The organism is Burkholderia sp. RF7-non_BP4 (assembly GCF_001521935.1).
GTDB lineage: Bacteria > Pseudomonadota > Gammaproteobacteria > Burkholderiales > Burkholderiaceae > Burkholderia > Burkholderia diffusa.
This window is the reverse complement of record NZ_LOTA01000028.1, coordinates 270,677-293,135: the sequence shown is the minus strand read 5'-3', so window position 1 is coordinate 293,135 and position 22,459 is coordinate 270,677. Positions and strand designations below refer to the sequence as shown.

The 22,459-nt window shown below is 68.8% G+C and carries 22 protein-coding genes; 9 read left to right on the top strand and 13 right to left on the bottom strand.

What is annotated here, in order from left to right; translation table 11 throughout:
* Positions 1-7: 7 nt before the first annotated feature.
* Together WS49_RS11225 and WS49_RS11220 are read left to right on the top strand one after the other, a co-directional pair.
* Positions 8-952, top strand: a complete 945-nt coding sequence (locus WS49_RS11225) for a ketopantoate reductase family protein (protein WP_059527866.1) — start codon at positions 8-10, stop codon at positions 950-952.
* Between the two features lie 240 nt (positions 953-1,192).
* Entirely contained in the window at positions 1,193-2,590 is a 1,398-nt protein-coding gene (locus WS49_RS11220) for an MFS transporter (RefSeq protein WP_059528323.1), read from the top strand.
* Positions 2,591-2,617: 27 nt separating this feature from the next.
* Here the strand turns inward: WS49_RS11220 and kynA are convergent, their stop codons facing one another.
* From kynA to kynB, 3 genes are all read right to left on the bottom strand, one after another.
* Positions 2,618-3,544, bottom strand: a complete 927-nt coding sequence (gene kynA, locus WS49_RS11215; RefSeq protein WP_059527863.1) for a tryptophan 2,3-dioxygenase — start codon at positions 3,542-3,544, stop codon at positions 2,618-2,620.
* 94 nt (positions 3,545-3,638) lie between these two features.
* Entirely contained in the window at positions 3,639-4,892 is a 1,254-nt protein-coding gene (gene kynU, locus WS49_RS11210) for a kynureninase (protein ID WP_059527860.1), read from the bottom strand.
* Positions 4,893-4,932: 40 nt separating this feature from the next.
* Entirely contained in the window at positions 4,933-5,574 is a 642-nt protein-coding gene (kynB, locus tag WS49_RS11205; protein ID WP_059527857.1) for an arylformamidase, read from the bottom strand.
* 130 nt (positions 5,575-5,704) lie between these two features.
* On the opposite strand from kynB, the gene WS49_RS11200 reads away from it, so the two are divergent.
* Positions 5,705-6,205, top strand: a complete 501-nt coding sequence (locus WS49_RS11200) for an Lrp/AsnC family transcriptional regulator (RefSeq protein ID WP_044844460.1) — start codon at positions 5,705-5,707, stop codon at positions 6,203-6,205.
* On the opposite strand, the gene WS49_RS11195 is transcribed toward WS49_RS11200, so the two are convergent.
* The 3 genes from WS49_RS11195 to WS49_RS11185 all read right to left on the bottom strand — a co-directional run bounded on the left by WS49_RS11195 (position 6,192) and on the right by WS49_RS11185 (position 9,042).
* Complete coding sequence (locus WS49_RS11195) at positions 6,192-6,701, bottom strand: flavin reductase family protein (RefSeq protein ID WP_059465659.1); 510 nt, start codon at positions 6,699-6,701, stop codon at positions 6,192-6,194. The two genes, WS49_RS11200 and WS49_RS11195, sit on opposite strands and share 14 nt — an antisense overlap.
* Before the next feature lie 272 nt (positions 6,702-6,973).
* Positions 6,974-7,639: a hypothetical protein gene (locus WS49_RS11190; RefSeq protein WP_059527854.1), complete on the bottom strand. Its 666-nt coding sequence runs from the start codon at positions 7,637-7,639 to the stop codon at positions 6,974-6,976.
* Positions 7,636-9,042 (bottom strand): selenium-binding protein SBP56-related protein, encoded by a 1,407-nt coding sequence (locus WS49_RS11185; RefSeq protein WP_059527851.1) that lies wholly within the window; start codon positions 9,040-9,042, stop codon positions 7,636-7,638. The genes WS49_RS11190 and WS49_RS11185 overlap by 4 nt, the downstream gene beginning before the upstream one ends.
* Before the next feature lie 565 nt (positions 9,043-9,607).
* On the opposite strand from WS49_RS11185, the gene msrA reads away from it, so the two are divergent.
* Positions 9,608-10,168 (top strand): peptide-methionine (S)-S-oxide reductase MsrA, encoded by a 561-nt coding sequence (msrA, locus tag WS49_RS11180; protein ID WP_059527848.1) that lies wholly within the window; start codon positions 9,608-9,610, stop codon positions 10,166-10,168.
* 54 nt (positions 10,169-10,222) lie between these two features.
* Here the strand turns inward: msrA and WS49_RS11175 are convergent, their stop codons facing one another.
* From WS49_RS11175 to pdxH, 3 genes are all read right to left on the bottom strand, one after another.
* Complete coding sequence (locus WS49_RS11175) at positions 10,223-11,539, bottom strand: DUF72 domain-containing protein (protein WP_059527845.1); 1,317 nt, start codon at positions 11,537-11,539, stop codon at positions 10,223-10,225.
* Positions 11,540-11,562: 23 nt separating this feature from the next.
* On the bottom strand, positions 11,563-12,783 hold the full coding sequence (locus WS49_RS11170; RefSeq protein WP_059527843.1) for an SAM-dependent methyltransferase: 1,221 nt from the start codon (positions 12,781-12,783) through the stop codon (positions 11,563-11,565).
* 130 nt (positions 12,784-12,913) lie between these two features.
* Entirely contained in the window at positions 12,914-13,558 is a 645-nt protein-coding gene (gene pdxH, locus WS49_RS11165; RefSeq protein ID WP_059527840.1) for a pyridoxamine 5'-phosphate oxidase, read from the bottom strand.
* A 128-nt stretch (positions 13,559-13,686) separates the two neighbouring features.
* On the opposite strand from pdxH, the gene tcdA reads away from it, so the two are divergent.
* Positions 13,687-14,544 (top strand): tRNA cyclic N6-threonylcarbamoyladenosine(37) synthase TcdA, encoded by an 858-nt coding sequence (gene tcdA, locus WS49_RS11160; RefSeq protein WP_059527837.1) that lies wholly within the window; start codon positions 13,687-13,689, stop codon positions 14,542-14,544.
* Between the two features lie 103 nt (positions 14,545-14,647).
* On the opposite strand, the gene trxA is transcribed toward tcdA, so the two are convergent.
* A complete protein-coding gene (gene trxA / locus WS49_RS11155) occupies positions 14,648-15,496 on the bottom strand; it encodes a thioredoxin (RefSeq protein WP_059527834.1) in 849 nt (282 codons plus the stop codon).
* A gap of 52 nt (positions 15,497-15,548) precedes the next feature.
* Positions 15,549-16,430, bottom strand: a complete 882-nt coding sequence (locus tag WS49_RS11150; protein ID WP_059527832.1) for a pirin family protein — start codon at positions 16,428-16,430, stop codon at positions 15,549-15,551.
* A 248-nt stretch (positions 16,431-16,678) separates the two neighbouring features.
* On the opposite strand from WS49_RS11150, the gene WS49_RS11145 reads away from it, so the two are divergent.
* A complete protein-coding gene (locus WS49_RS11145; protein ID WP_179949149.1) occupies positions 16,679-17,557 on the top strand; it encodes an EamA family transporter in 879 nt (292 codons plus the stop codon).
* Positions 17,558-17,602: 45 nt separating this feature from the next.
* Here the strand turns inward: WS49_RS11145 and WS49_RS11140 are convergent, their stop codons facing one another.
* Together WS49_RS11140 and tsaE are read right to left on the bottom strand one after the other, a co-directional pair.
* Positions 17,603-19,129: an N-acetylmuramoyl-L-alanine amidase gene (locus tag WS49_RS11140; protein ID WP_059527826.1), complete on the bottom strand. Its 1,527-nt coding sequence runs from the start codon at positions 19,127-19,129 to the stop codon at positions 17,603-17,605.
* Entirely contained in the window at positions 19,111-19,662 is a 552-nt protein-coding gene (gene tsaE, locus WS49_RS11135) for a tRNA (adenosine(37)-N6)-threonylcarbamoyltransferase complex ATPase subunit type 1 TsaE (RefSeq protein ID WP_059527823.1), read from the bottom strand. The genes WS49_RS11140 and tsaE overlap by 19 nt, the downstream gene beginning before the upstream one ends.
* Before the next feature lie 17 nt (positions 19,663-19,679).
* On the opposite strand from tsaE, the gene queG reads away from it, so the two are divergent.
* The 3 genes from queG (at position 19,680) to xerD (ending at position 22,414) form a co-directional block, all read left to right on the top strand.
* Positions 19,680-20,915: a tRNA epoxyqueuosine(34) reductase QueG gene (gene queG, locus WS49_RS11130; RefSeq protein WP_059527820.1), complete on the top strand. Its 1,236-nt coding sequence runs from the start codon at positions 19,680-19,682 to the stop codon at positions 20,913-20,915.
* Positions 20,916-20,978: 63 nt separating this feature from the next.
* On the top strand, positions 20,979-21,446 hold the full coding sequence (locus WS49_RS11125) for a methylated-DNA--[protein]-cysteine S-methyltransferase (RefSeq protein WP_059528321.1): 468 nt from the start codon (positions 20,979-20,981) through the stop codon (positions 21,444-21,446).
* Complete coding sequence (gene xerD, locus WS49_RS11120) at positions 21,446-22,414, top strand: site-specific tyrosine recombinase XerD (RefSeq protein WP_059527817.1); 969 nt, start codon at positions 21,446-21,448, stop codon at positions 22,412-22,414. Before WS49_RS11125 ends, xerD begins: the two co-directional genes overlap by 1 nt.
* Positions 22,415-22,459 lie beyond the last annotated feature (45 nt).

Below are 22,459 nucleotides of genomic sequence, written 5' to 3'. Positions count from 1 at the left end.
GCCGACGATGAAGATTGCGATTCTCGGCGCCGGTGCGATGGGCTCGCTGTTCGGCGCGCTGCTGGCCGAGCACGGCGAGGCGGTCACGCTGATCGACGTGAACGATGCGCATCTCGATGCGATCCGCCGCGACGGGCTGCGCATCGACGACGATCGCGGCGAACGCCGCATCCGCGCGCTGCAGGCCGTCCGGCCGGAAACGGCGAATGCGCAAGCAAGCGCGTCGCCCGACGACCCGTTCGATCTGCTGATCGTTTTTACGAAATCGCTGCACACGCGTGCGGCGCTCGACGGCGTGCGCGCATTGCTGACGTCGCGTACGTACGTGCTGACGCTGCAGAACGGCCTCGGCAACGTCGAGACGCTGAACGCGTTCGTGCCGCTCGAGCGGATTCTGGTCGGCGTCACGACGTGGCCGGCCGACTTCGCCGGCGCCGGGCACGTGCGCTCGCACGGTGCCGGCGCGATCCGCATGATGACGGCCGATGGCGCGGCGCGCCCGTTCGCGGCGGCCGTGGCCGACGCGCTGTCGCGTGCCGGGCTCGCGTGTTCGCTCGATGCCGACGTGTGGGCCGCGATCTGGGAAAAGGTCGCGTTCAACGCAGCGCTCAACACGCTGTGCGCGGCGACGGGCTGCACGGTCGACCAGCTCGGCCGTGAACCCGACGGCCCACGGCTCGCGCTGGCGATCGCGGCGGAGACGGCCGCCGTCGCGCGCGCGAAAGGCATCGCGGTGGACGGCGAGCGCATCGCGCGCAACGTCGAGCATGCGATCCACGCGCATCGCGGCCATCGGCCGTCGATGCTGCAGGACGTGCTCGCGGGCCGCCGCACCGAGATCGACGCGATCAGCGGCAAGGTCGTCGCGGCCGCGCGCGAGACGGGTATCGCGGTGCCGCATACCGATACGCTGCTCGCGCTCGTCAGGCTGATCGACGCGCGGCGCGACTGAGCAACACGCCGGCGGCGGGCTCGCGCCGCATGCAGGCGATGTCGCCGGATCGGATTGGATTGGACGAGACGGGGGCCGGCGCCGATGCACGGATGCCGACCGCCCGTGCAACACGAGATCCGGGCACGCGCAAGCGCCAGCCCGGGCAACTGGAGACGCCATGAAAGTCATCGAATGCTGTTGTCTTGCCGCGCGCCGTGCGCGCACGTTGCCGCCGACGCGTGGCGCACGGGAGGTCGCATGAGCACGCGCGACGGATTGCAGCCGCCCCCGGTCGACATCGGCGCGACGCTCGACGACGGACCGTTCACGACGATGCAGCGCTGCGTGGTGCTGCTCGCCGCACTCGCGATCGTGCTCGACGGCTTCGACGGGCAGTTGATCGGTTTCGCGATTCCCGTGCTGATCCGCGAATGGGGGATCACGCGCGGCGCGTTCGCGCCGGCGGTGGCCGCCGGGCTGATCGGGATGGGCATCGGCAGCGCGTGCGCGGGCATCGTCGCGGACCGTTTCGGGCGCCGCCAGGCCGTGATCGGCAGCGTGTTCCTGTTCGGCATCGCGACCTGCGCGATCGGCTTCGCGCCGGATGTCGCGACGATCGCGATGCTGCGCTTTTGCGCGGGGCTCGGGATCGGTGGCGCGCTGCCGACGGCCACGACGATGACGGCCGAATACACGCCCGCGCGGCGCCGCACGATGATGGTGACGGCGACGATCGTCTGCGTGCCGCTCGGCGGCATGCTGGCCGGGCTGTTCGCGCACGAAGTGCTGCCGCGCTACGGCTGGCGCGGGCTGTTCTTTGCCGGCGGCGCGCTGCCGCTCGTGCTCGGCTTCGTGCTCGTGCGCGCGTTGCCCGAATCGCCGCGCTTCCTGGCGCGCCGCCCCGCGCGCTGGCCGGAACTCGGCGCGCTGCTCGCGCGCATGCAGCGGCCGGTCGCGCCCGGCACCGCGTTCACCGATCTGCGCGATGCACGCGCGCCCGGCGCACGAGGCGGGTTCGGCGCGCTGTTCGCCGGCGGCCAGGCGCGCGACACGATCGCGCTGTGGTGCGCGTTCTTCATGTGCCTGCTCGCCGTGTATGCGGCGTTCAGCTGGCTGCCGACGATGCTCGCCGCGAGCGGGCTGAGCGTGTCGGTCGCGGGCACCGGGCTCACCGCGTACAACCTCGGCGGCGTGATCGGCGCGCTACTGTGCGCGTGGGCGATCGCGCATGCGGGTTCGCGCTGGCCGCTCGCGCTGTGCAGCATCGGCGGCGCGGCGAGCGCGGTGTGGCTGATGGGTGTCGACGCCGGGCGCCACACGGGCTGGCTGATCGTCGGGCTCGGCGTGCACGGGTTGTTCGTCAACGCGGTGCAGTCGACGATGTATGCGCTGTGCGCGTACATCTATCCGACGGCGGTGCGCGCGACCGGCACCGCGAGCGCGCTCGCGTTCGGCCGGCTCGGCGCGATCCTCAGCGCGTTCGCGGGCGCAATGGTGATCACCGCGGGCGGTGCGACGGCGTATCTGACGATGCTGGCCGCGGCGATGAGTGTGGTGTGCGTCGCGCTGCTCGCGATGCGGCGGCACATTCCGCGGCTTACGCGCGAACGCGCGTTGCCGCGCGACGGGGAGGAACTGGCCCGCACGTCGTCGTGACGCGCGGGCGCATGATGCACGAGCGCGTTACAGCGTGGTGCGCACGTGCCAGAGCTCGGGGAACAGCACGACGTCGAGCATCTTGCGCAGATACGGCGCGCCGCTCGTGCCGCCGGTGCCCTGCTTGAAGCCGATGATGCGCTCGACGGTCGTCACGTGACGGAAGCGCCACTGGCGGAACGCGTCCTCGAGATCGACGAGCTCCTCGGCCATTTCGTAGAGCTCCCAGTGCTGCTGCGGGTGACGATAGACCTCGAGCCACGCGGCTTCGACGGTTTCGTCGTGCCGCATCGGCTGCGTCCAGTCGCGCTCGAGCCGCTCGGGTGCGATCGGGAAACCGCGCCGCGCGAGCAGGCGCACGACCTCGTCATAGAACGACGGCGCCTCGAGCGTCGCGCGCACCTGTTCGAGGATGTCGGGCCGGTGCGCATGCGGCTGCAGCATCTGCACGTTCTTGTTGCCGAGCAGGAATTCGAGCTGCCGGTACTGATACGACTGGAAGCCCGACGACTGGCCGAGGTACGGCCGCATCGCCGAATACTCGGACGGCGTCATCGTCGACAGCACGTTCCACGCCTGCACGAGCTGCTCGAGAATGCGCGACACGCGCGCGAGCATCTTGAACGCGGGCGGCAGCGCGTCGCCGCGCACCGCGTCGAGCGCGCCGCGCAATTCGAACAGCGCAAGCTTCATCCACAGCTCGCTCGTCTGATGCTGGATGATGAACAGCATCTCGTTGTGATCGGGCGACAGCGGATGCTGCGCGTCGAGGATCGAATTCAGCGACAGGTAGTCGCCGTAGCTCATCGACTTCGAGAAATCGAGCTGCGCGTTGTGCCAGCCGGCTTCGCCCGAGGCATCGCCCGGCACGTGCGGTGCTTCGTGTGCCGGTTGGGTCGCGCGTGCGCCCGAGAACGGGCAGCCCGCCGGCGCGTCGTCGCCGGGTGGCTGCATATGACCAGAATTCACGACTCTCTCCAGAATTGAATGACGGGGGCGCGGCGCGCAATCCGCATGTCATCGCGGCGCGCGCCGGGCAAAAAGCCGGTCAGGTCACCGCGCCGCGCTCGGCGAACTCGGGTGCCTTCCACGCATCGGTGGCCAGGATGTCGCGCAGCGTCTCGACGGCATCCCACACGTCGACGAAGCGCGTATAGAGCGGCGTGAAGCCGAAGCGCAGCACATACGGCTCGCGGTAGTCGCCGATCACGCCGCGTGCGATCAGCGCCTGCATCACCTCGTAGCCGTGCGGATGCTCGAAGCTCGCCTGCGAGCCGCGCTGGTGATGCGCGCGCGGCGTGACGAGCTTCAGCGACAGGCCCGCGCAGCGTGCCTCGACGAGCGCGATGAACGCATCGGTCAGCGCGAGCGACTTGCGGCGGATCGCGTGCATGTCGGTCTGCAGGAACACGTCGAGCCCGCACTCGACCATCGACATCGACACCATCGGCTGCGTGCCGCAGAGGAAGCGCGCGATGCCCGGATCGGGCGCGAAGTCCGGCTGCATCGCGAACGGCGCGCGATGGCCCCACCAGCCCGACAGCGGTTGCGAGAAGTGCGCGTGATGACGGTGCGGCACCCACACGAATGCGGGCGAACCGGGGCCGCCGTTCAGATACTTGTACGTGCAGCCGACCGCGCCGTCCGCACGCGCGCCGTTCAGGTCGACCGGCACCGCGCCGGCCGAATGCGCGAGATCCCACAGCATCAGCGCGCCCGCGTCGTGCACGAGCTGCGTGACGGCCGGCATGTCGTGCATGTAGCCGGTGCGGTAGTTCACGTGCGTGATCATCGCGACGGCCGTGTCCGCGCCGAGCGCGTCGGGCAGGTCCGCCGGATCGTCGATCAGGCGCAACTCATAGCCGCCGCCGAGCTGTTCGATCAGCCCTTGCGCGATGTACAGGTCGGTCGGGAAGTTCGAGCGCTCCGACACGATCACGCGGCGTTCCGGCGCGCGCTCGGCCTGGTGGCGCAGCATCGCCGACAGCAGCTTGAACAGGTTGATCGAGATGGTGTCGGTCACGACGGTCTCGCCGGGCGCGCCGCCGATCAGCGTCGCGAGCTTGTCGCCGAGGCGGCGCGGCAGCGCGAACCAGCCGGCGGTGTTCCAGCTGCGGATCAGGCCTTCGCCCCATTCGGCGCCGATCACCTGTTGCGCGCGGGCGGCCGACGCGCGCGGCTGCGCGCCGAGCGAGTTGCCGTCGAGATAGATCACGCCGTCGGGCAGCGCGAACTGGTCGCGCAGCGGGGCGAGCGGGTCGTCGCGGTCGAGGGCGAGCGCGTCTTCACGGGTCTTGATCATGATGTCGGGTCAGTGGTTCTCGGGTCAGTGGTTCGGTGAATCAGGAGGATCGGCCGGGCAGCGCGCGCAGCACCGCACGCACGGGGCTCGCGTCGAGCGTCGCGAACTTCAGCGGCAGCGCGATCAGTTCATAGTCGCCGGGCGGCACGTCGTCGAGCACGATCCCTTCGAGGATCGCCATCCGGTGCGCGCGCACGCGGCGATGCGCATCCATGGTCTTCGATTCCTGCGGGTCGAGCGACGGCGTGTCGATGCCGATCAGCTTCACGCCGCGCGCGGCGAGCAGGTCGACGGTTTCGGGCGCGACCGCGCAGAAGCCGCTGTCCCATTGCTCGACGCTGGCGCGCGCATAGGTGCGCAGCAGCACGCGCGGCGGCACGCCGTCCAGCGCGGCGTCGATGTCGGCCGGGCGCACGACCGGCGACGCGCCGATGCAGTGGATCACGCGGCATGGGCCGAGATAGGTGTCGAGCGGCACCGCGCCGATCGGTGCGCCGTCGGCGTCGTAGTGGAGCGGCGCGTCGCAGTGCGCGCCCGTGTGCGGCGACAGCGTCAGGCGCGCGACGTTGACCGGCGAGCCGGCCTCCATCCGCCAGACGCGTTCGACGGAAACCGGCGTGTCGCCCGGCCACACGGGGGTGGCGGGGCTGACGGGCGGCGAGATGTCCCAGAGTGTGTCCATGGCATGACGAAGCGGTGAATCGATGCTTCGAATGATAGGTGGACGCTCGCAGAAAGTGCTTGCGAAATAAACATGGACAATCCGCCCGATTGGCAGATAATTCGACTCAGAGGGAAAACGGGGACCAAAAATGCACGCGATCACGCTCGATGCCACCGACTGCCGGATTCTGGCGGTATTGCAGGAGGAGGGCAGAATCAGCAATCTCGACCTGGCGGAACGGATCTCGCTTTCGCCGTCCGCCTGTCTGCGCCGGATGCGCCTGCTCGAGGAGCAGGGCGTGATCGAGCACTATCGCGCGTGCCTGAGCCGCGAGAAGCTCGGCTTCGAGCTCGAGGCGTTCGTGCAGGTGTCGATGCGCAACGAAGAGAATCAATGGCACGAGCGCTTCGCGGAAGCGCTGCGCGAATGGCCGGAGGTGGTCGGCGCGTTCGTCGTGACGGGCGAGAGCCACTACCTGTTGCGGGTGCTCGCGCACAACCTCAAGCACTACTCGGATTTCGTGCTGAACCGGCTCTACAAGGCGCCGGGCGTGATGGACATCCGTTCGAACATCGTGCTGCAGACGCTGAAGGACGAAGCGGGCGCGCCGGTCGGGCTGGCGCGCATGGGGGCGATCAAAGCGGTGTGAGGCCGTGGAAGCCGCCGCCGTGGAACACGAGCGGCGCCGCGGCATCCGACGCGGCCCGCACGCCGCAGCGTTCCACTTCGCCGACGAAGATCACGTGGTCGCCTTCGTCGTAGCGGCTGCGGTTGTGGCATTCGAACCACGCGAGCGCGCCGTCGAGCACCGGCATGCCCGAGTTGCCGGCCGCGTGCGCGATCCCTTCGAAGCGGTCGCCCTTGTAGGTCGAGAAGCGCTTGCACAGGTCGAGTTGCGACGCCGCGAGTACGTTCACCACGTAATGGCTGTTGTTGCGGAACACCGGGGTCGACGCCGATTTGTGCGCGAGGCTCCACAGCACGAGCGGCGGGTCGAGCGACACCGAGTTGAACGAGCTCGCGGTGATGCCGATCAGTTGCCCGGACGGCGCACGCGTCGTGATGACCGTGACGCCGGTCGCGAACTGCCCGAGCGCCTGGCGAAAGGCGGCCGAGTCGAAATCCGGCGGGGTGGCGTGGTTCATCGGGCGGCCATCCGGAACGAAACGGACGGGCGCGGCGCGCGGCGGATGCAACGGGCGCAGCGGACGAAAGGCGACAAGGCCAGGGCGGTCGGTTGGGAAGTGGTGCGCATGGCCCGATTTTAGCGGAATCGCGACCGCCGGACCCGTGCGGACGGCGCATCGCGGGGCGAGCGTGAGGTAGCGAACACTGTCGCGCGACGCCGACGCCGTGCTGGAACGGTCGTTTTCGCGCCTTTCGTTGCGCGTCACGAGGCCGCTCCCCGAGCCGCGCGCTAGGCCGTCGCCGCCAGCCCGAGCGACAGCGCACCCGTCAGGATCAGGCTGGACGCCCACACCGCATCGAGATTGAACCAGCTCCGCGCGACGAACTTCAGCCCGAGATAGCGGTACACGAGCCACGCGAGCACGCCGCCTGCGCCGATCATCGCGGCCGCGTGCACGGCCGCGACGACGAGCGCCATCCCGAGATGCGCATCGACGAGCGTGGCCGCCGCGCGATGGCCGGCGTCCCGGTCGAGCCCGCAGAGCCCGAGGTAAATCGGCACCAGCATCAGCCCCGCGCCGTGCGCGAGCGCAACCGCGAACGACCACAGGCCGAGCCGCGCGGGCGGAATCCGCGCGAGCGCACGCGGATGCCGCCGCCGGATCAGCAGCACCACGCCGAAGCCGATCACGAGCGCGCTCGCGCCGATCCGGATCGCCGACTGCCACGCAAGCAGCGCGGCAAGCAGCCCGAACGGCAGCATCACCATGAATACCGCGAGCGCGTGGCCGAGCGCGAGATAGCCGAGCGCGGCGACGAGCGCGCCATCGCGGCGCGTCATCAGCGCGTTCGACACCGCGAGCGGCCAGCCCATCGCCGGATTGAGCCCGTGATAGACGCCGCTCGCGAGCACGGCCGCCCACAGCGCGAGCGGCGCGGAGAGGCCTGTGCTCAACGCTTGACCGACGGATAGCAGAACGAGTCGGTCGAGCAGTCGCCGCCTTCGAGCCGGATCTGGTGCGCGCGATAGCCGTCGGGGAACTCGACCCAATAGTCGTCGGCGAGCGTCAGCCCGCCGTCCGGCCCCGCATGCGCGAGCACCTGCGCGGCCGGCACGCCGTCCGGATAGAACTGGTCGTCCCACGTCGAGTAGAGCGAGTTGGTCCAGTACACGCGGCGGCCGTCGCGGCTGATTTCCACCATCTGCGGGCCGCCGGCGAACGCGCGGCCGTTCGTGTGCGGCGCGCGGCGCACGATCCCGCCGATACGCACCGACCCCGCGAGCACCGGGTGATGCGGATCCGACACGTCGTACTGGCGCATCTCGCCGGTGCCCCAGCACGACACGTACAGGAAGCGGTCGTCGAGCGACAGGTCGATGTCCGTCACGAGCGGCGGCACCGCGCCGAAACTCTTGAGCAGCGGCGGCAGTTCGTCGGCCGCGGCCGGTTCGGGCGGAATCGTCGCCGTCTTCTTCACATGAAACTGGCCGTCCTCGCGCCACCAGGTCCAGATCGATCCTTCGAGAGTGGTCGTGTCGACCACGACGCCGACGAAACCGTATTCGCGTACCGGATCGTGCGCGGGCCGCACCTCGAGCGCCATCTGGTGATGCGCGCCGAGATCGATCGTCTGCACGTTGCGCCGGGCGCGCAGGTCCCAGAAGTGCAGCCGGTGGCCGTAGCGGTTCGCGAGCAGGTCTTCCGGCACGATGCCGTTCTCGAATTGCGGCGGCAGCGCCCATTCGCTCGACACCATGTAGTCGCGCGGCAGGTTCCACCAGAAGTCGTAATGCTTGTCCTGCGGGCCACGGTCGATCTCCCAGCGGCCGAGCACGTCGAACGTCTCGCAGTCCATGATGAAGATGCCGGGCGCGCCGTCGGTGCCGTCCTTGCCCGCACCGCCGAGCGTGCTCACGTAAATGCCTTCGGGGCCGCAATGAACCGTATGCGGCCGCGAATAGCCGGTCTTCGCGAACACCTCCTCGGGCTCGATGATCTTGTGGATGCGCGCCTGCGTCGGGTGCGGCTTCGTGTCGATCACGTAGATCCGCGACGAACGCAGGCCCGGGATGATCAGGAAGCGGCGCTCGAGGAATGCGTGGCCGGTCAGCGGCGACAGCGACGACGAACACGCATTCCAGCCGAAGTGGTGGAATTCGTCGCCGGTGTTCGGCATCGTCACCGTGTGCACGATCTTGCCGTAGGTCGCCGAGCCGGGTTTCACGTCGATCACGGCGAGCGCGTCGGGTCTGGAAAAATCGGGGCTCAGCAACAACGTATAGGCAAATTCCTCCGCCGGCGCCTGCATCGCAAGTTCCGGCGAAGCGTGAAATGTCGGGTCAGGCCGCATGCTCATCGTAGTGCCTCTTTCGGTCGAATCGGATCACGGGCGCACGGACGTTCGCTGCGAACGTGCGGGTCGAACGGGTTGCGTGACGGGAACGCACTGGCGGCCTCGCGCGATTGGAGGACGCGCCGCGCGGTACATCAGGTCGGGAAAGGAGGGAAAGGCGGTGCGCCGGATCGCCGCGCACGCAGCGCAACGGGCGCACGGCGGCGCGAGGGCGCGGGCGCGGTGAAAGCGCCGGCGGTCGGGCCCGCGATGCGGGCGAATTCTGCTGAGGTGTGCATATCGATGTTCCGGCGGATGATGTTGGCATCAGGACGGGCATGCATCGGACGCTGCGCGCCGCCGGACGGTGTGCCGTCACGGCGAAGCGTGCCTAAGTGTAGACGAGAAACGCGCGGCCGGTGGTGCGCGGCACGCATGCGGTTCTGCCGGATTCGCGCACGAGTGAGATACTTGAACGCTGCCGCTGCGCACCGGGCAACCGGGCCGCAGCCGGGCAGCGGCGATATGGACCGGCGATGCCGGCGCGCGCCCGCGTGCCGGCCGTCGTCATCAACGAGGTAATGATTTCATGGTGAACGAGATGCTTGAAACCGCGACTGTTGGCGGCGGGTGCTTCTGGTGCACGGAGGCCGTGTTTCTCGACGTCGACGGCGTGACGGCCGTCCAGTCGGGCTACGCGGGCGGCCATACGCGCAATCCCGGCTATCGCGACGTATGCGACGGCGATACCGGCCACGCGGAGGTCGTGAACGTGACGTTCGATCCGGCGCGCATCGGTTATCGCGAGATCCTCGAGATCTTCTTCGCGACGCACGATCCGACCCAGTTGAACCGCCAGGGCAACGACGTCGGCACGCAATACCGTTCGGTCGTGTTCACGCATTCGGACGCGCAGCGCGACGTCGCGCTCGACGTGATCCGCGAACTGGAGCGCGAGCAGGTGTTCGGGCAGCCGATCGTCACGCAGGTCGTGCCGCTCGACGACAACTACTGGCCGGCCGAGGACTATCACCAGAACTATTACGCGCGCAATCCGGGACAGGGCTACTGCTCGGTCGTGATCGGGCCGAAGCTCGCGAAATTCCGCCAGAAGTTCTCGCACCGGCTGAAGTCGCTGCGCGGCGCGTAATCGGTTTGCCGGCGCGGTTCGCCGGCGCGCAAACGGCGCCCGCGCCCGCGATGCTTACGCCGCCTCGCTGCGCCAGTGCGCGCACGCGGCGGCGATCTCGCGCGCGAGTGCGAGGCACGACAGCGGCGCGGAGCCTTCCGCCTTGTTGTTGATCGTGATGATCACGGGCTGTCCGGCCAGCGCGTAGCGCGCGGCCAGCTCGGCGAGCGCCGAGCGCGTGGCCGGATCCTCGTCGACGAGCTTGTCGAACGGCTCGTATTTCGCTTTGGCCTGTTCGTACTTGAAGCCGCCATGCAGGCTCCAGCGCACGATCAGCGGGCCCGGCGCATCGCCGTCGAGCAGCGCGAGCGCGGCTGCCTGGCGCAGCGGGTCGGGCATCCGCGCATGCAGGCCGACGCAGTAGCGCACGCCGAGCGCCGCGAGCGCGCGGATGAAGCGCGGCGTGAGCAGGCTCGCGTCGCGGATCTCGATTGCGTAGCGCGTGCCGTCGGCGTCCGGCGGCAGCGTCGGCAGCGCCGCGAAGAACGCCGACAGCCGGTCGATCAGCGCGGCCGGTTCGGCGAGCAGTTGATCGGGCATCGGAGAAAACTGGAACACCAGCACGCCGGCCTTCCTGCCGAGCCCTTCGAGGCACGGCTGCACGAATTCGCGAGTGGCGAGCTGCGCGTAGAGAAAGGTCGGATTCGGGCCCGACGGCTCGCCGCGCCGGCCGCGCACGACCGCATCGGTGACGGACGCCGGCGCCTTCACGACGAAGCGGAAGTCGTCCGGCACCTGTTGCGCGTAGCGCAGGTAGTCGGCCACCGACAGCGGCCCGTAGAACGACCGGTCGAGGCTCACGCTCTTCAGCAGCGGATGTGCGCCGTACGCCTCGAGCCCCTCGCGAGACAGCTTCGTCTGCGCGAAATCGCCGTCGTAGACGATGCCGTCCCAGCCGGGGAAATACCACGACGACGTGCCGAGCCGCACGTTCGGCGGCAGCGCGGCCGCGGCGGCGGCGACTTCCGCGGAAACCGGTGCGGGCGGCACGCCGCGCCGACGCCGGGCCTTCTTCGGCGGCGCGGCCGGCGGCGGTTCGTCCCACAGCATGCCGGAGGCGGGCGGCGGTTCCGGTTCCTGGTCGGCGGGAAGGCGGGGCGATGCACGGCCGGCGCGTGCGGGCGACTTTGCCGGTCGCGCGGTGTCGTGTTCGTCAGGCGTCGCGCGATCGCCTACGCCTGCCGGGTTGTCGTCGTGCGCGGGCGCGGACGCGCGTGCGTCGTCGGGCGACGCGCCGAACAGGTCGAACTGCCCGTCGGCGTGCGACTCGTCCGGTTCGTCGCGCTGCTGTCGTTGCGGCGGCGTGCTGCGCCGCGTCCTGCCGTCACCCATGCATGCCCAGCGTGAAGTGCCGCCTAGCGCGGCAGCGTGTGTTCGTACATGTAGCGCCGCGACCACGGCAGCGTTTTCGCGCTGCGTCCGGCCTTGCGGCACACGATCTGGAAGATCGACACGTCGTCGTGCTCGAACGCATACGCGCAACCGGCGAGATACACGCGCCAGATGCGGAATTTTTCGTCGTCGACGAGCGTGCGCGCCTCTTCCGCCTTCGCCTCGAAGTTCTCGGTCCAGATTTCGAGCGTGCGCGCATAGTGCCGCCGCAGGCTTTCGACGTCAATCGCCTCGAGCCCGCCGCGCTGCGCCGCTTCGAGCGCGAGGCTGATGTGCGGCAGCTCGCCGTCCGGGAACACGTAGCGATCGATGAATTCGCCGCCGCCGAGCGCCGTTTCGCCGCTTTCCGCGTCGGTCGACGTGATTCCGTGGTTCATCGCGATGCCGTCGTCGGTGAGCAGATCGTGCACGCGCGAGAAATAGAGCGGCAGGTTCTTGCGGCCGACGTGCTCGAACATCCCGACGCTCGTGATGCGGTCGAACTGTCCCTCGATCTCGCGGTAGTCCTGCAGGCGGATCTCGATCTTGTCCTCGAGCCCGGCGGCTTTCACGCGCGCGGTCGCGAGATCGAACTGGTTCTGCGACAGCGTCACGCCCAGGCACGTCGCGCCGAACTTCTGCGCGGCGCGCAGCACGAGCGCGCCCCAGCCGCAGCCGATGTCGAGCAGGCGCTGGCCGGGCTCGAGCTGGATCTTGGTCAGGATATGGTCGATCTTCTTGATCTGGGCGGTCGAAAGATCCTCGTCGCCGTTCTCGAAGTACGCGCACGAATACACCATGTTTTCGTCCAGCCACAGCTGGTAGAACGCGTTCGAGACGTCGTAGTGATACTGGATCGCCTTCCTGTCGGTGTTTTTCGTGTGATTGAAGTAGCGCTTCACGCGCGCGAGCTTGCTTGCGCTGGTGACCGTGCTGCGCGCGAGCGAGTAGCTGATGTTGATGATGTCCGACAGCCTGCCCTCGATGTCGATCTTGCCCTTCACGTACGCCTCGCCGAGATTGTCGAGGCTCGGTTCGAGCAGCAGCGGCAACGCCGACGCGCTGTTGACCTTCAGCGTGACCTGCGGCGCGCTGAAGGTGCCGAAATCGAGTTGATCGCCGTTCCACAGCACGAGTCGCGCCGGTATGTTCGCTTTCGCCCGTACTTCGTCCGCCCACTGTGCCAGCTTCTTTTCCCAGAACATTTGGATTCTCCGTTTGTTCGTTGAATCGAATACAGCCAAGTATCTTGACCGGCGCCCATGCCTTGCGACGCGGGCGCCCGGATGCAACACGAGACACGGCCGGCGCGCGCCGGCACTGCGGCAGCCGCGCTTACGGCGACAGGCGCGAGATCGTCCAGCCCGACCCTGCCGCGGCGTCGCGCGTATAGAGCAGGCGGTCGTGCAGCCGCGACGGGCGGCCCTGCCAGAATTCGATCGCGTCGGGCACGACGCGGTAACCGCCCCAGTGCGGCGGGCGCGGCGGGTTCTCGCCGTAGCGTTCGGTCACGGCCTTTTCGCGCGCTTCGAGCGTCGCGCGGCTGTCGATCACGGCACTCTGCTCGGACGCCCACGCGCCGATGCGCGAGCCGAGCGGGCGCGACGCGAAATAGCGGTCGCTTTCGTCGGCGCTGGTTTTCTCGATCCGGCCTTCGATGCGCACCTGGCGCTCGAGCTCGATCCAGTAGAACAGCAGCGCCGCATGCGGATTGGCGGCGAGATCGCGGCCCTTGCGGCTTTCGTAATTGGTAAAGAAGACGAACCCGCGTTCGTCGACACCCTTGATGAGCACGATTCGGGCCGACGGCCGGCCGTCGTCGCCGACGGTGGCGAGCGTCATCGTGTTGGGCTCGGGGAGCTTGGCGGCGAGCGCCTCCTTGAACCAGCGATCGAACTGGGCGAAGGGGTTGGGGGCGGCATCGGCTTCGTCGAGCGAAGCACGCGAATAATTGATGCGGAGATCGGCGAGAGTCGTCATGTTATGCAAACGCTTCAATCTGGGGCCAGTATAGCGAACGCGCGAGAATCGTGCGTGCACAGGGACGCGTGTCGGCGGGGAGTTCAGGCAAAATAGAGGGCTGCACGACTTACGTTTTCCTTGCTGCCATGTCCGCTGCCGACACTGCCCCGCACAGTTCCTCTGATCTTACCCCGAGCCCGACAATCCAGCTTGACGTGGATCGCGAGCGCCGCTTCGGCGGCATCGCGCGCTTGTACGGCGCCCCCGCGCTCGCCGCGTTCGAACGCGCGCACGTCGCCGTGATCGGCATCGGCGGCGTCGGGTCGTGGACGGCCGAGGCGCTCGCGCGCAGCGCGATCGGCACGCTGACGCTGATCGACCTCGACAACGTCGCGGAAAGCAACACGAACCGGCAGATCCATGCGCTCGACGGCAATTACGGCAAGCCGAAGGTCGACGCGATGGCCGAGCGGATCGCGCTGATCGATCCCGCGTGCCGTGTGAACCGGATCGAGGATTTCGCGGAACCCGACAACTTCGACGCGCTGCTCGGCGGCGGCTTCGACTACGTGGTCGACGCGATCGACAGCGTGCGCACGAAGGTCGCGCTGATCGCGTGGTGCGTCGCAAAAGGGCAGCCGCTCGTCACGGTCGGCGGCGCGGGCGGGCAACTTGACCCGACGCGCATCCGCATCGATGATCTCGCGCTGACGATCCAGGATCCGCTGCTGTCGAAGGTGCGCGCGCAGTTGCGCAAGCAGCACGGCTTTCCGCGCGGGCCGAAGGCGCGTTTCAAGGTGAGCGCCGTGTATTCGGACGAGCCGCTGATCTATCCGGAAGCGGCCGCGTGCGACATCGAGGACGGCGCGGAGCCGTCTGCCGCCGCGCATGTCGCGGGGCTCAACTGCGCGGGGTTCGGTTCGAGCGTATGCGTGACCGCAAGCTTCGGCTTCGCGGCCGCCGCGCATGCGCTGCGGGCAGTCGCGGCGCGCGCCGCGGGCTGATCGGCGAGCAGATCGACACGCAGAGGAATGTCGCGGCGCGGCAGATCCGCCGTGCCGCGACAAGGCGATTCGGCCAGGCCATCGCGGCCCGGCCGGTCGTTCGTCAGTTGAGCGCCATGCTCAGCTTGCGCCGCCATGCGGCGACGAGTTCGGGGCGATCGCCCGCCAGCTCGAACACCGAGATCATCGTGCGGCGGCCGAGGTCGTCGCCATACGCGCGGTCGCGCAACACGATTTCCAGCAACTGCTCGAGCGCGCCTTCGTATGCGCGTCGCGCGATCAGGCTCTGCGCGAGGTCGAAGCGTGCGTCGAGATCGGCGGGATTCGCCGCGATGCGCGCTTCGAGCGCGTCGGTCGGCGGCAGGTCTGCCGTCGCGTCGAGCGCATCGAAACGGGTCTTGATCGCCTGGTAGCGCGGATCGCCGCTCTGTATCGTCTGCGGCGACAGGCGCTCGGCCTCGGCGCGCGCGGCGTCCACCTGGTTGTTCGCGAGCAGCAGTTCGACCAGGTCGAGCCGTGCGTCGTCGAAGCCGGGGTTCAGCGCGAGCGCCGCTTCGAGGTGGGTCAGCGCATCGTCGTAGCGCGATTCGGCGATCGCGTCTTGCGCGGCGCGGCGCTCGGCTTCGTCGGGCGCCGGCAGCAGCCGGTCGAGGAACGCGCGCAACTGGCCTTCCGGCAGCACGCCGATGAACTGGTCGACGGGACGCCCGTCGGCGAACGCGATCACGTGCGGGATGCTGCGCGTCTGGAAGTGCGCGGCGAGTTCCTGGTTTTCGTCGACGTTCACCTTCACGAGCTTCCAGCGGCCTTCGTAGTCGGCTTCGAGCTTTTCGAGCAGCGGACCGAGCGTCTTGCAGGGGCCGCACCACGGCGCCCAGAAGTCGACCAGCACGGGCGTGTCCAGCGACGCCTCGATGACGTCTTTCTCGAAAGTGGCAAGCGTGGTGTCCATGTCGTTCTCTTCCGTTCGAATGTCGTCAGGATGGGGGCAGCGTGCCCCTTTTTCAACGCGGCTTCGATTCGGGCAGCGGAATCCACTCGGTTTCGCCGGGCACCTTGCCCATTTCCTGGTTCGTCCACGCCTGTTTCGCGCGCTCGATCGCGTCGCGGCTGCTGGCGACGAAGTTCCATTCGATGAAGCGCTCGCCGTCGATCTTCGCGCCGCCCAGCAGCATCGCGCGCGCGCCGCCGCCGCTTGCGAGCGTGACGGTGGCGCCGGGCGCGAGCACGGCCATCTGTTCGGCCGGCACCGGTGTGCCGTCGATCGAGAGGTCGCCGTCGACCACGTAGACCGCGCGCTCCTCGTGCGACGCGTCGAGTTCGAGGCGGCCGCCGGCCGCGAATTCGGCGGCCACGTACAGCGTGCGCGAGAACGCCGTGACGGGCGAGCGCAGGCCGAACGCGTCGCCGGCGATCACCGTCAGCGACACGCCGTTCTCGTCGCGCTTGGGCAGCGTGTCGGCCGCATGGTGCTCGAACGACGGCTCGGCGGTCTCGTGGGCGACGGGCAGCGCGACCCAGGTCTGGATCCCGTGCACCGTGTGGCCGCTCGCGCGCTGAGCGTCGGGCGTGCGCTCCGAATGGACGATGCCGCGACCGGCCGTCATCCAGTTCACGTCGCCCGGCACGATCTCCTGCAGCGAGCCGAGGCTGTCGCGGTGCAGGATCGCGCCGTCGAACAGATAGGTGACGGTGGCGAGTCCGATGTGCGGGTGCGGGCGCACGTCGAGCCCGGTGCCGGCCGGCAGCGTCGCGGGCCCCATGTGATCGAAGAAGATGAACGGACCGACGAGGCGCGCGGCGAGCGCGGGCAGCGTGCGGCGCACCTGCAGGTTGCCGATGTCGCGAACATGCGGCTTGAGCAGGGCTTTGATCGAATCGGTCATGGCGGGCCTCGTGGGCAACGGCTGGAATGCCGGTCATTGTACTGGCGGCGCGGTGGCGACGTGCGTGGCGGGGCGCGGGCGCAATGTTTTCCCCCCGCGATGCGGACGTGCGGGCACGCGTCGTGTGGCCGCCATGTCGTTGCCCGTCGCCGATTCCATGCACGCCGCGCGGGTATCGGGCCGCACGGCGAAATTGGGTAGACTGAGCGGCTTCAGGAAACCATCCGACAATTGAGGAGACGCCGATGATGGCCCCGAAGGACTTGCTGCTCGCGCTGGTCGTGATCCTGGCGTGGGGCGTGAACTTCGTCGTGATCAAGGTCGGCTTGCACGGCATGCCGCCGATGCTGCTCGGCGCGCTGCGCTTCACGCTCGCGGCGGTGCCCGCGGTGTTCTTCGTGCGCCGGCCGCAGATTCCGTGGCGGATGCTGATCCTGTACGGCGCGACGATCCAGCTCGGCCAGTTCGCGTTCCTGTTCACCGGCATGTATGTCGGCATGCCGGCCGGCCTCGCGTCGCTCGTGCTGCAGTCGCAGGCATTTTTCACGCTCGTGTTCGCGATGGTGTTTCTGGGCGAGCGGTTGCGCGTGCAGAACCTGATCGGGCTCGCGATCGCCGCGGGCGGGCTCGTGGTGATCGCGGCGCAGGGCGGCCGCGCGATGACGCTCGCGGGCTTCCTGCTGACCATCTGCTCGGCCGCGATGTGGGCGTTCGGCAATATCGTCACGAAGAAGGTCGGCAAGGCCAATCTGGTGTCGCTCGTCGTGTGGGCGAGCCTCGTGCCGCCCGTGCCGTTCTTCCTGCTGTCGCTCTGGTTCGAGGGGCCGCAGCGGATCGGCGCCGCGCTGGCCGGGCTCGACGGCGCGTCGATCTTCGCGGTCGTCTATCTCGCGTTCGTCGCGACGCTCGTCGGCTACGGCCTGTGGAGCCGCCTGATGTCGCGCTATCCGGCCGCGCAGGTCGCGCAGTTCTCGCTGCTGGTGCCGGTCGTCGGGCTGGCGTCGTCGGCGCTGCTGCTCGACGAGCATCTGACGGACGCGCAGCTGATCGGCGCCGCGCTCGTGATGGGCGGGCTCGCGGTGAACGTGTTCGGCGGAAAGCTGGTGCGCCGCTTCGCGACGTCGTGACGCGCCGGCACGCAGCGCGTGCCGGCGGCGGGGAAGGGCGGCCGGTCAGGCCATCCGGTTCTTCGCGAGCGGCGGATTCGCGGCGAAGTAACGCTTGATGCCGCGGAAGATCGCGTCGGCCATCTCGTCGCGATAGCTGTCGTCGTTGAGCCGGCGTTCTTCGTCAGGGTTGCTGATGAACGCGGTCTCGACGAGGATCGACGGAATGTCGGGCGCCTTCAGCACCGCGAACCCGGCCTGCTCGACCGAGCCCTTGTGCAGCTTGTTGATGCCGCCGACTTCCTTCAGCACGTAGTTGCCGTAGCGCAGCGAATCGCGGATCTGCGCGGTCGTCGACATGTCGAACAGCGCGCGGCTGACTGCCGCGTCCTGTGTCTTGATGTTGATGCCGCCGATCAGGTCGGACGAGTTCTCCTTGTTCGCGAGCCAGCGTGCCGCGGCGCTCGACGCGCCGTGATCGGACAGCGCGAACACCGACGAGCCGCGCGCGGACGGTGTCGTGAATGCATCCGCGTGGATCGACACGAACAGGTCGGCGCCGACGCGGCGCGCCTTCTGCACGCGCACGTTCAGCGGCACGAAGAAATCCGCGTCGCGCGTCATCATCGCGCGCATGTTCGGCGCGCCGTCGATCTTCGCGCGCAGCTTCTTCGCGATGTCGAGCGCGATGTGTTTTTCGTACGTGCCGCCGCCGCCGATCGCGCCCGGATCCTCGCCGCCGTGGCCCGGATCGATCGCGACCGTCAGCAGGCGCACGGTGCCGCCCTTGCCCGATTTCGGCGCGGTGAACTTGTAGGTGTCGCCGTCGTCTTCGCTGTCGTCGCGGCGTGCGATGACGGGCGGCGGCTTGACGGCCGGCTTCGCGGGCGCCGAAGGTGTCGCGGCGGCCGGCGGCGTGCGCGGGGTGGTCGGCGTGTTCTGCGCGAAGCGCTGGAAGAATGCGTCGCTGTTGTCGCCCGCGGCGGGCGGCGGCGCGGCGGGGCCCGCGAGCGTGGTCGGCGGCTGCACCTGCTGCGCGCGCGCGCTGTCGTTGAGCGCCTGCTCCTTGCGTTCCGTCTGCGCGATCAGGTCCGTCAGCGGATCGGGCGCGACGGCCGGATACAGGTCGAACACGAGCCGGTACTTGTAGGTGCCGACCGGCGGCAGCGTGAACACCTGCGGCTTCACCGAGCCTTTCAGGTCGAACACCATCCGCACGACGTGCGGTTGATACTGGCCGACACGCACCGACTGGATCTGCGGATCGTTCGGCGCGATCTTCGACACGAGGTCGCGCAGCGCCTGGTCGAGATCGAGTCCGTTCAGGTCGACGACGAGCCGGTCGGGACCCTGCAACAGCTGTTGGCTATTCTGCAGCGGCTGGTCGGATTCGATCGTGACGCGCGTGTAATCGCGCGCGGGCCACACGCGCACGCCGAGCACCGACGATGCGTGCGCGAGCCGCGGCGCGGCGAGACCGAGCACCAGCGTCGACGCGCCCGCGCGCAGGATCTGACGGCGCCGCCAGTTGTGCGTCGCGGTGGCCGCCGATTCGATCGAGCGGAACGGTTTGATCAACATCTTTCGAGACATGCCTTTCCTGAAGCGCTGAACGCCCGGACGGTGAGGGCGCGGCCGTCGCCATCCACGTCGAGCGAGAAAACCAGATCGGGCACGCCGAGCAGGGTGCCCGCCTGTTGCGGCCATTCGACGAGGCAGATCGCGCTGGAATTGAAATATTCGCGAAAGCCGGCGTCGGACCATTCGGCCGGATCGTTGAATCGATACAGATCGAAGTGATAGACCTCAAGTTCCCCATCGTCGCGTGCGAATGCGTATGGTTCGACGAGCGTGTAAGTCGGGCTGCGCACGCGCCCGTGGTGGCCGAGGCCGCGCAGGATCGCGCGCACGAGGGTCGTTTTGCCCGCGCCGAGGTCGCCGATCAGTTGGATCTGCAACCCGTCGAACGCGTGTGCATGGGCGAGTTCGCTGCATGCCGCGTCGAGCGCGTGCGCGAAGCGGGTGCCGAAGGCCTCGGTCGCCGCTTCGTCGGCGAGTGCGATCACGCGCTCCGCGAGCGGGACGGGCAGCGTGTCGGCATGAGGCGTATGGGGCGTGGCTGGCATTCTCGTAAAATAGTGCGATGAACCGATTACCGGAACTCGCCGCATCCGACAGACCTTCGACACGTGCCGAAGGCGCGACGCCATGCGCGCTCGATGATGCGACGTTGACAGCGCTCGCCGCGCGCATCAGGGCGTGGGGGCGCGAATTGGGTTTCGGGGCGATCGGCATCAGCGATACCGATCTCTCGGATGCCGAAGCGGGCCTCGCCGCCTGGCTGGAAGCCGGGTACCACGGCGAAATGGATTATATGGCGAAACACGGGATGAAACGCGCGCGGCCGGCCGAACTTGTGGCCGGTACGCGACGCGTGATCTCGGCGCGACTCGCCTATCTGCCGGCCGAAACGCTCGCCGCCGACGCACCCGATGCGTCATCCGGGGCGCTCGTGCCGCACGACTGGCGCGCACGCGAGCGCGCGCGTCTCGACGATCCGCAGGCGGCCGTCGTGTCGATCTACGCGCGCGGCCGCGACTATCACAAGGTGCTGCGCAACCGGCTTCAGACGCTCGCGGAGCGCATCGAGCGCGAGATCGGCGCATTCGGCTACCGCGTGTTCACCGATTCGGCGCCGGTGCTCGAGGTCGAGCTCGCGCAGAAGGCCGGCGTCGGCTGGCGCGGCAAGCACACGTTGTTGCTGCAGCGCGACGCGGGGTCGCTGTTCTTTCTCGGCGAGATCTACGTCGACGTGCCGTTGCCGACCGACGCGCAAACCGCGCCCGACGTCGCGCCCGAGACGCCCGGCGCGCATTGCGGCAGTTGCACGCGCTGCATCGGCGCGTGCCCGACCGGCGCGATCGTCGAACCGTATCGCGTCGACGCGCGTCGTTGCATTTCCTACCTGACGATCGAACTGAAAGGCAGCATTCCGGAGCCGCTGCGGCCGATGATCGGCAATCGCGTATACGGCTGCGACGACTGCCAGCTCGTGTGCCCGTGGAACAAGTTCGCGCAGGCCGCGCCCGTCGCCGATTTCGACGTGCGGCACGGGCTCGACCGCGCGACGCTCGTCGAGCTGTTCGGCTGGGATGCCGACGCGTTCGACACGCGGATGCAGGGCAGCGCGATCCGGCGCATCGGATACGAAAGCTGGCTGCGCAATCTGGCGGTCGGCCTCGGCAATGCGTTGCGCGCACCGGCCGACCGGCTCGCGCCCGAAGCGCGCGACGCGATCGTCGCCGCGTTGCGTGCACGGGCCGACGATCCGTCGCCGGTCGTGCGCGAGCATGTCGAATGGGCGCTGCGTGCCGCATGAAGGCGGCGTAAAGTGTCGTCGGCGCGCGGCGGTGCCGCGCGTTTCACCGGTGAGGAGAAGCTCATGTTCAACGCAGTCATCGACGCACCGTTCGGCAAGGTCGGCGTTCGCACCGATGCCGCGGTGGTGCGCGAGATCGTCTATCTGCCCGAGTCGGTCAAATCGGTCGATCCGGACTCGCCGCTCGCGCAGCGCGCGGTCGAGCAGATCGAACGGTATTTCGAGCGCGCGTCGGCGCGTTTCGACCTGCCGCTCGCCGACGTCGGCAGTGCTTTCCAGCATCGCGTGTGGAACGTGATCAGCGACATTCCGCCGGGCACGGTGCTGACCTACGGGCAGGTCGCGAAGCGGATCGGCAGCGCGCCGCGCGCGGTCGGCCAGGCGTGCGGCGCGAACTATTTCCCGCTCGTGATTCCGTGCCATCGCGTCGTGGCGGCAGGCGGCCTCGGCGGCTTCGCGAACCACGACGACAATGGCTATTACCAGAAAGTGAAGCGCTGGCTGCTGGCGCACGAAGGCGTGCCGTACTGATGAGTGAACCCTTGCTTTCCCCCGATTCCGACTCCGCGCCCGACGCCAATGGCGACGAGGCCGCGGCTTCGCCCGCGCTGCTCGCGAGCCGCGCGTCGATCGACGTGTTCTGCGACGCGCTGTGGCTCGAGCACGGGCTCGCGCGCAACACGCTCGACGCGTACCGGCGCGATCTGATGCTGTTTTCGCAATGGCTGGCCGCGACGCACGACGCGTCGCTCGACTCGGTCGACGAAGCGATGGTGACCGGCTACATCGCCGCGCGCAGCGACGGCAAGGCGACGTCGTCGAACCGGCGGCTGTCGGTGTTCCGTCGCTATTACGGCTGGGCCGTACGCGAGCATCGCGCGAGCGCGGACCCGACGCTGCGGATCACGTCGGCGAAACAGGCCGCGCGGTTTCCGTCGACGCTGTCCGAGGCGCAGGTCGAAGCGCTGCTCGGCGCGCCCGACATCGGCACGCCGCTCGGCCTGCGCGATCGCACGATGCTGGAGCTGATGTACGCGAGCGGGCTGCGCGTGAGCGAACTCGTCACGCTGAAGACCGTCGAGGTCGGGCTCAACGAGGGCGTCGTGCGGGTGATGGGCAAGGGCTCGAAGGAACGGCTCGTGCCGTTCGGCGAAGTCGCGCACGGCTGGATCGAGCGCTACCTGCGCGACGCGCGGCCCGCGCTGCTCGGCGCGCGCGCAGCCGACGCGCTGTTCGTGACCGGACGCGGAGACGGGATGACGCGCCAGCAGTTCTGGAACATCATCAAGCGCCACGCGCAGCAGGCCGACGTGCGCGCGCATCTGTCGCCGCATACGCTGCGGCACGCATTCGCGACGCATCTGCTGAACCACGGCGCCGACCTGCGCGTCGTGCAGTTGCTGCTCGGCCACAGCGACATCTCGACCACGCAGATCTACACGCACGTCGCGCGCGAGCGGCTGAAGACGCTGCACGCGCAGCACCACCCGCGCGGCTAGCGCGGCGCGCGTCGGCCACGCGCGGGATGGGGCCCGCGCCCGCGC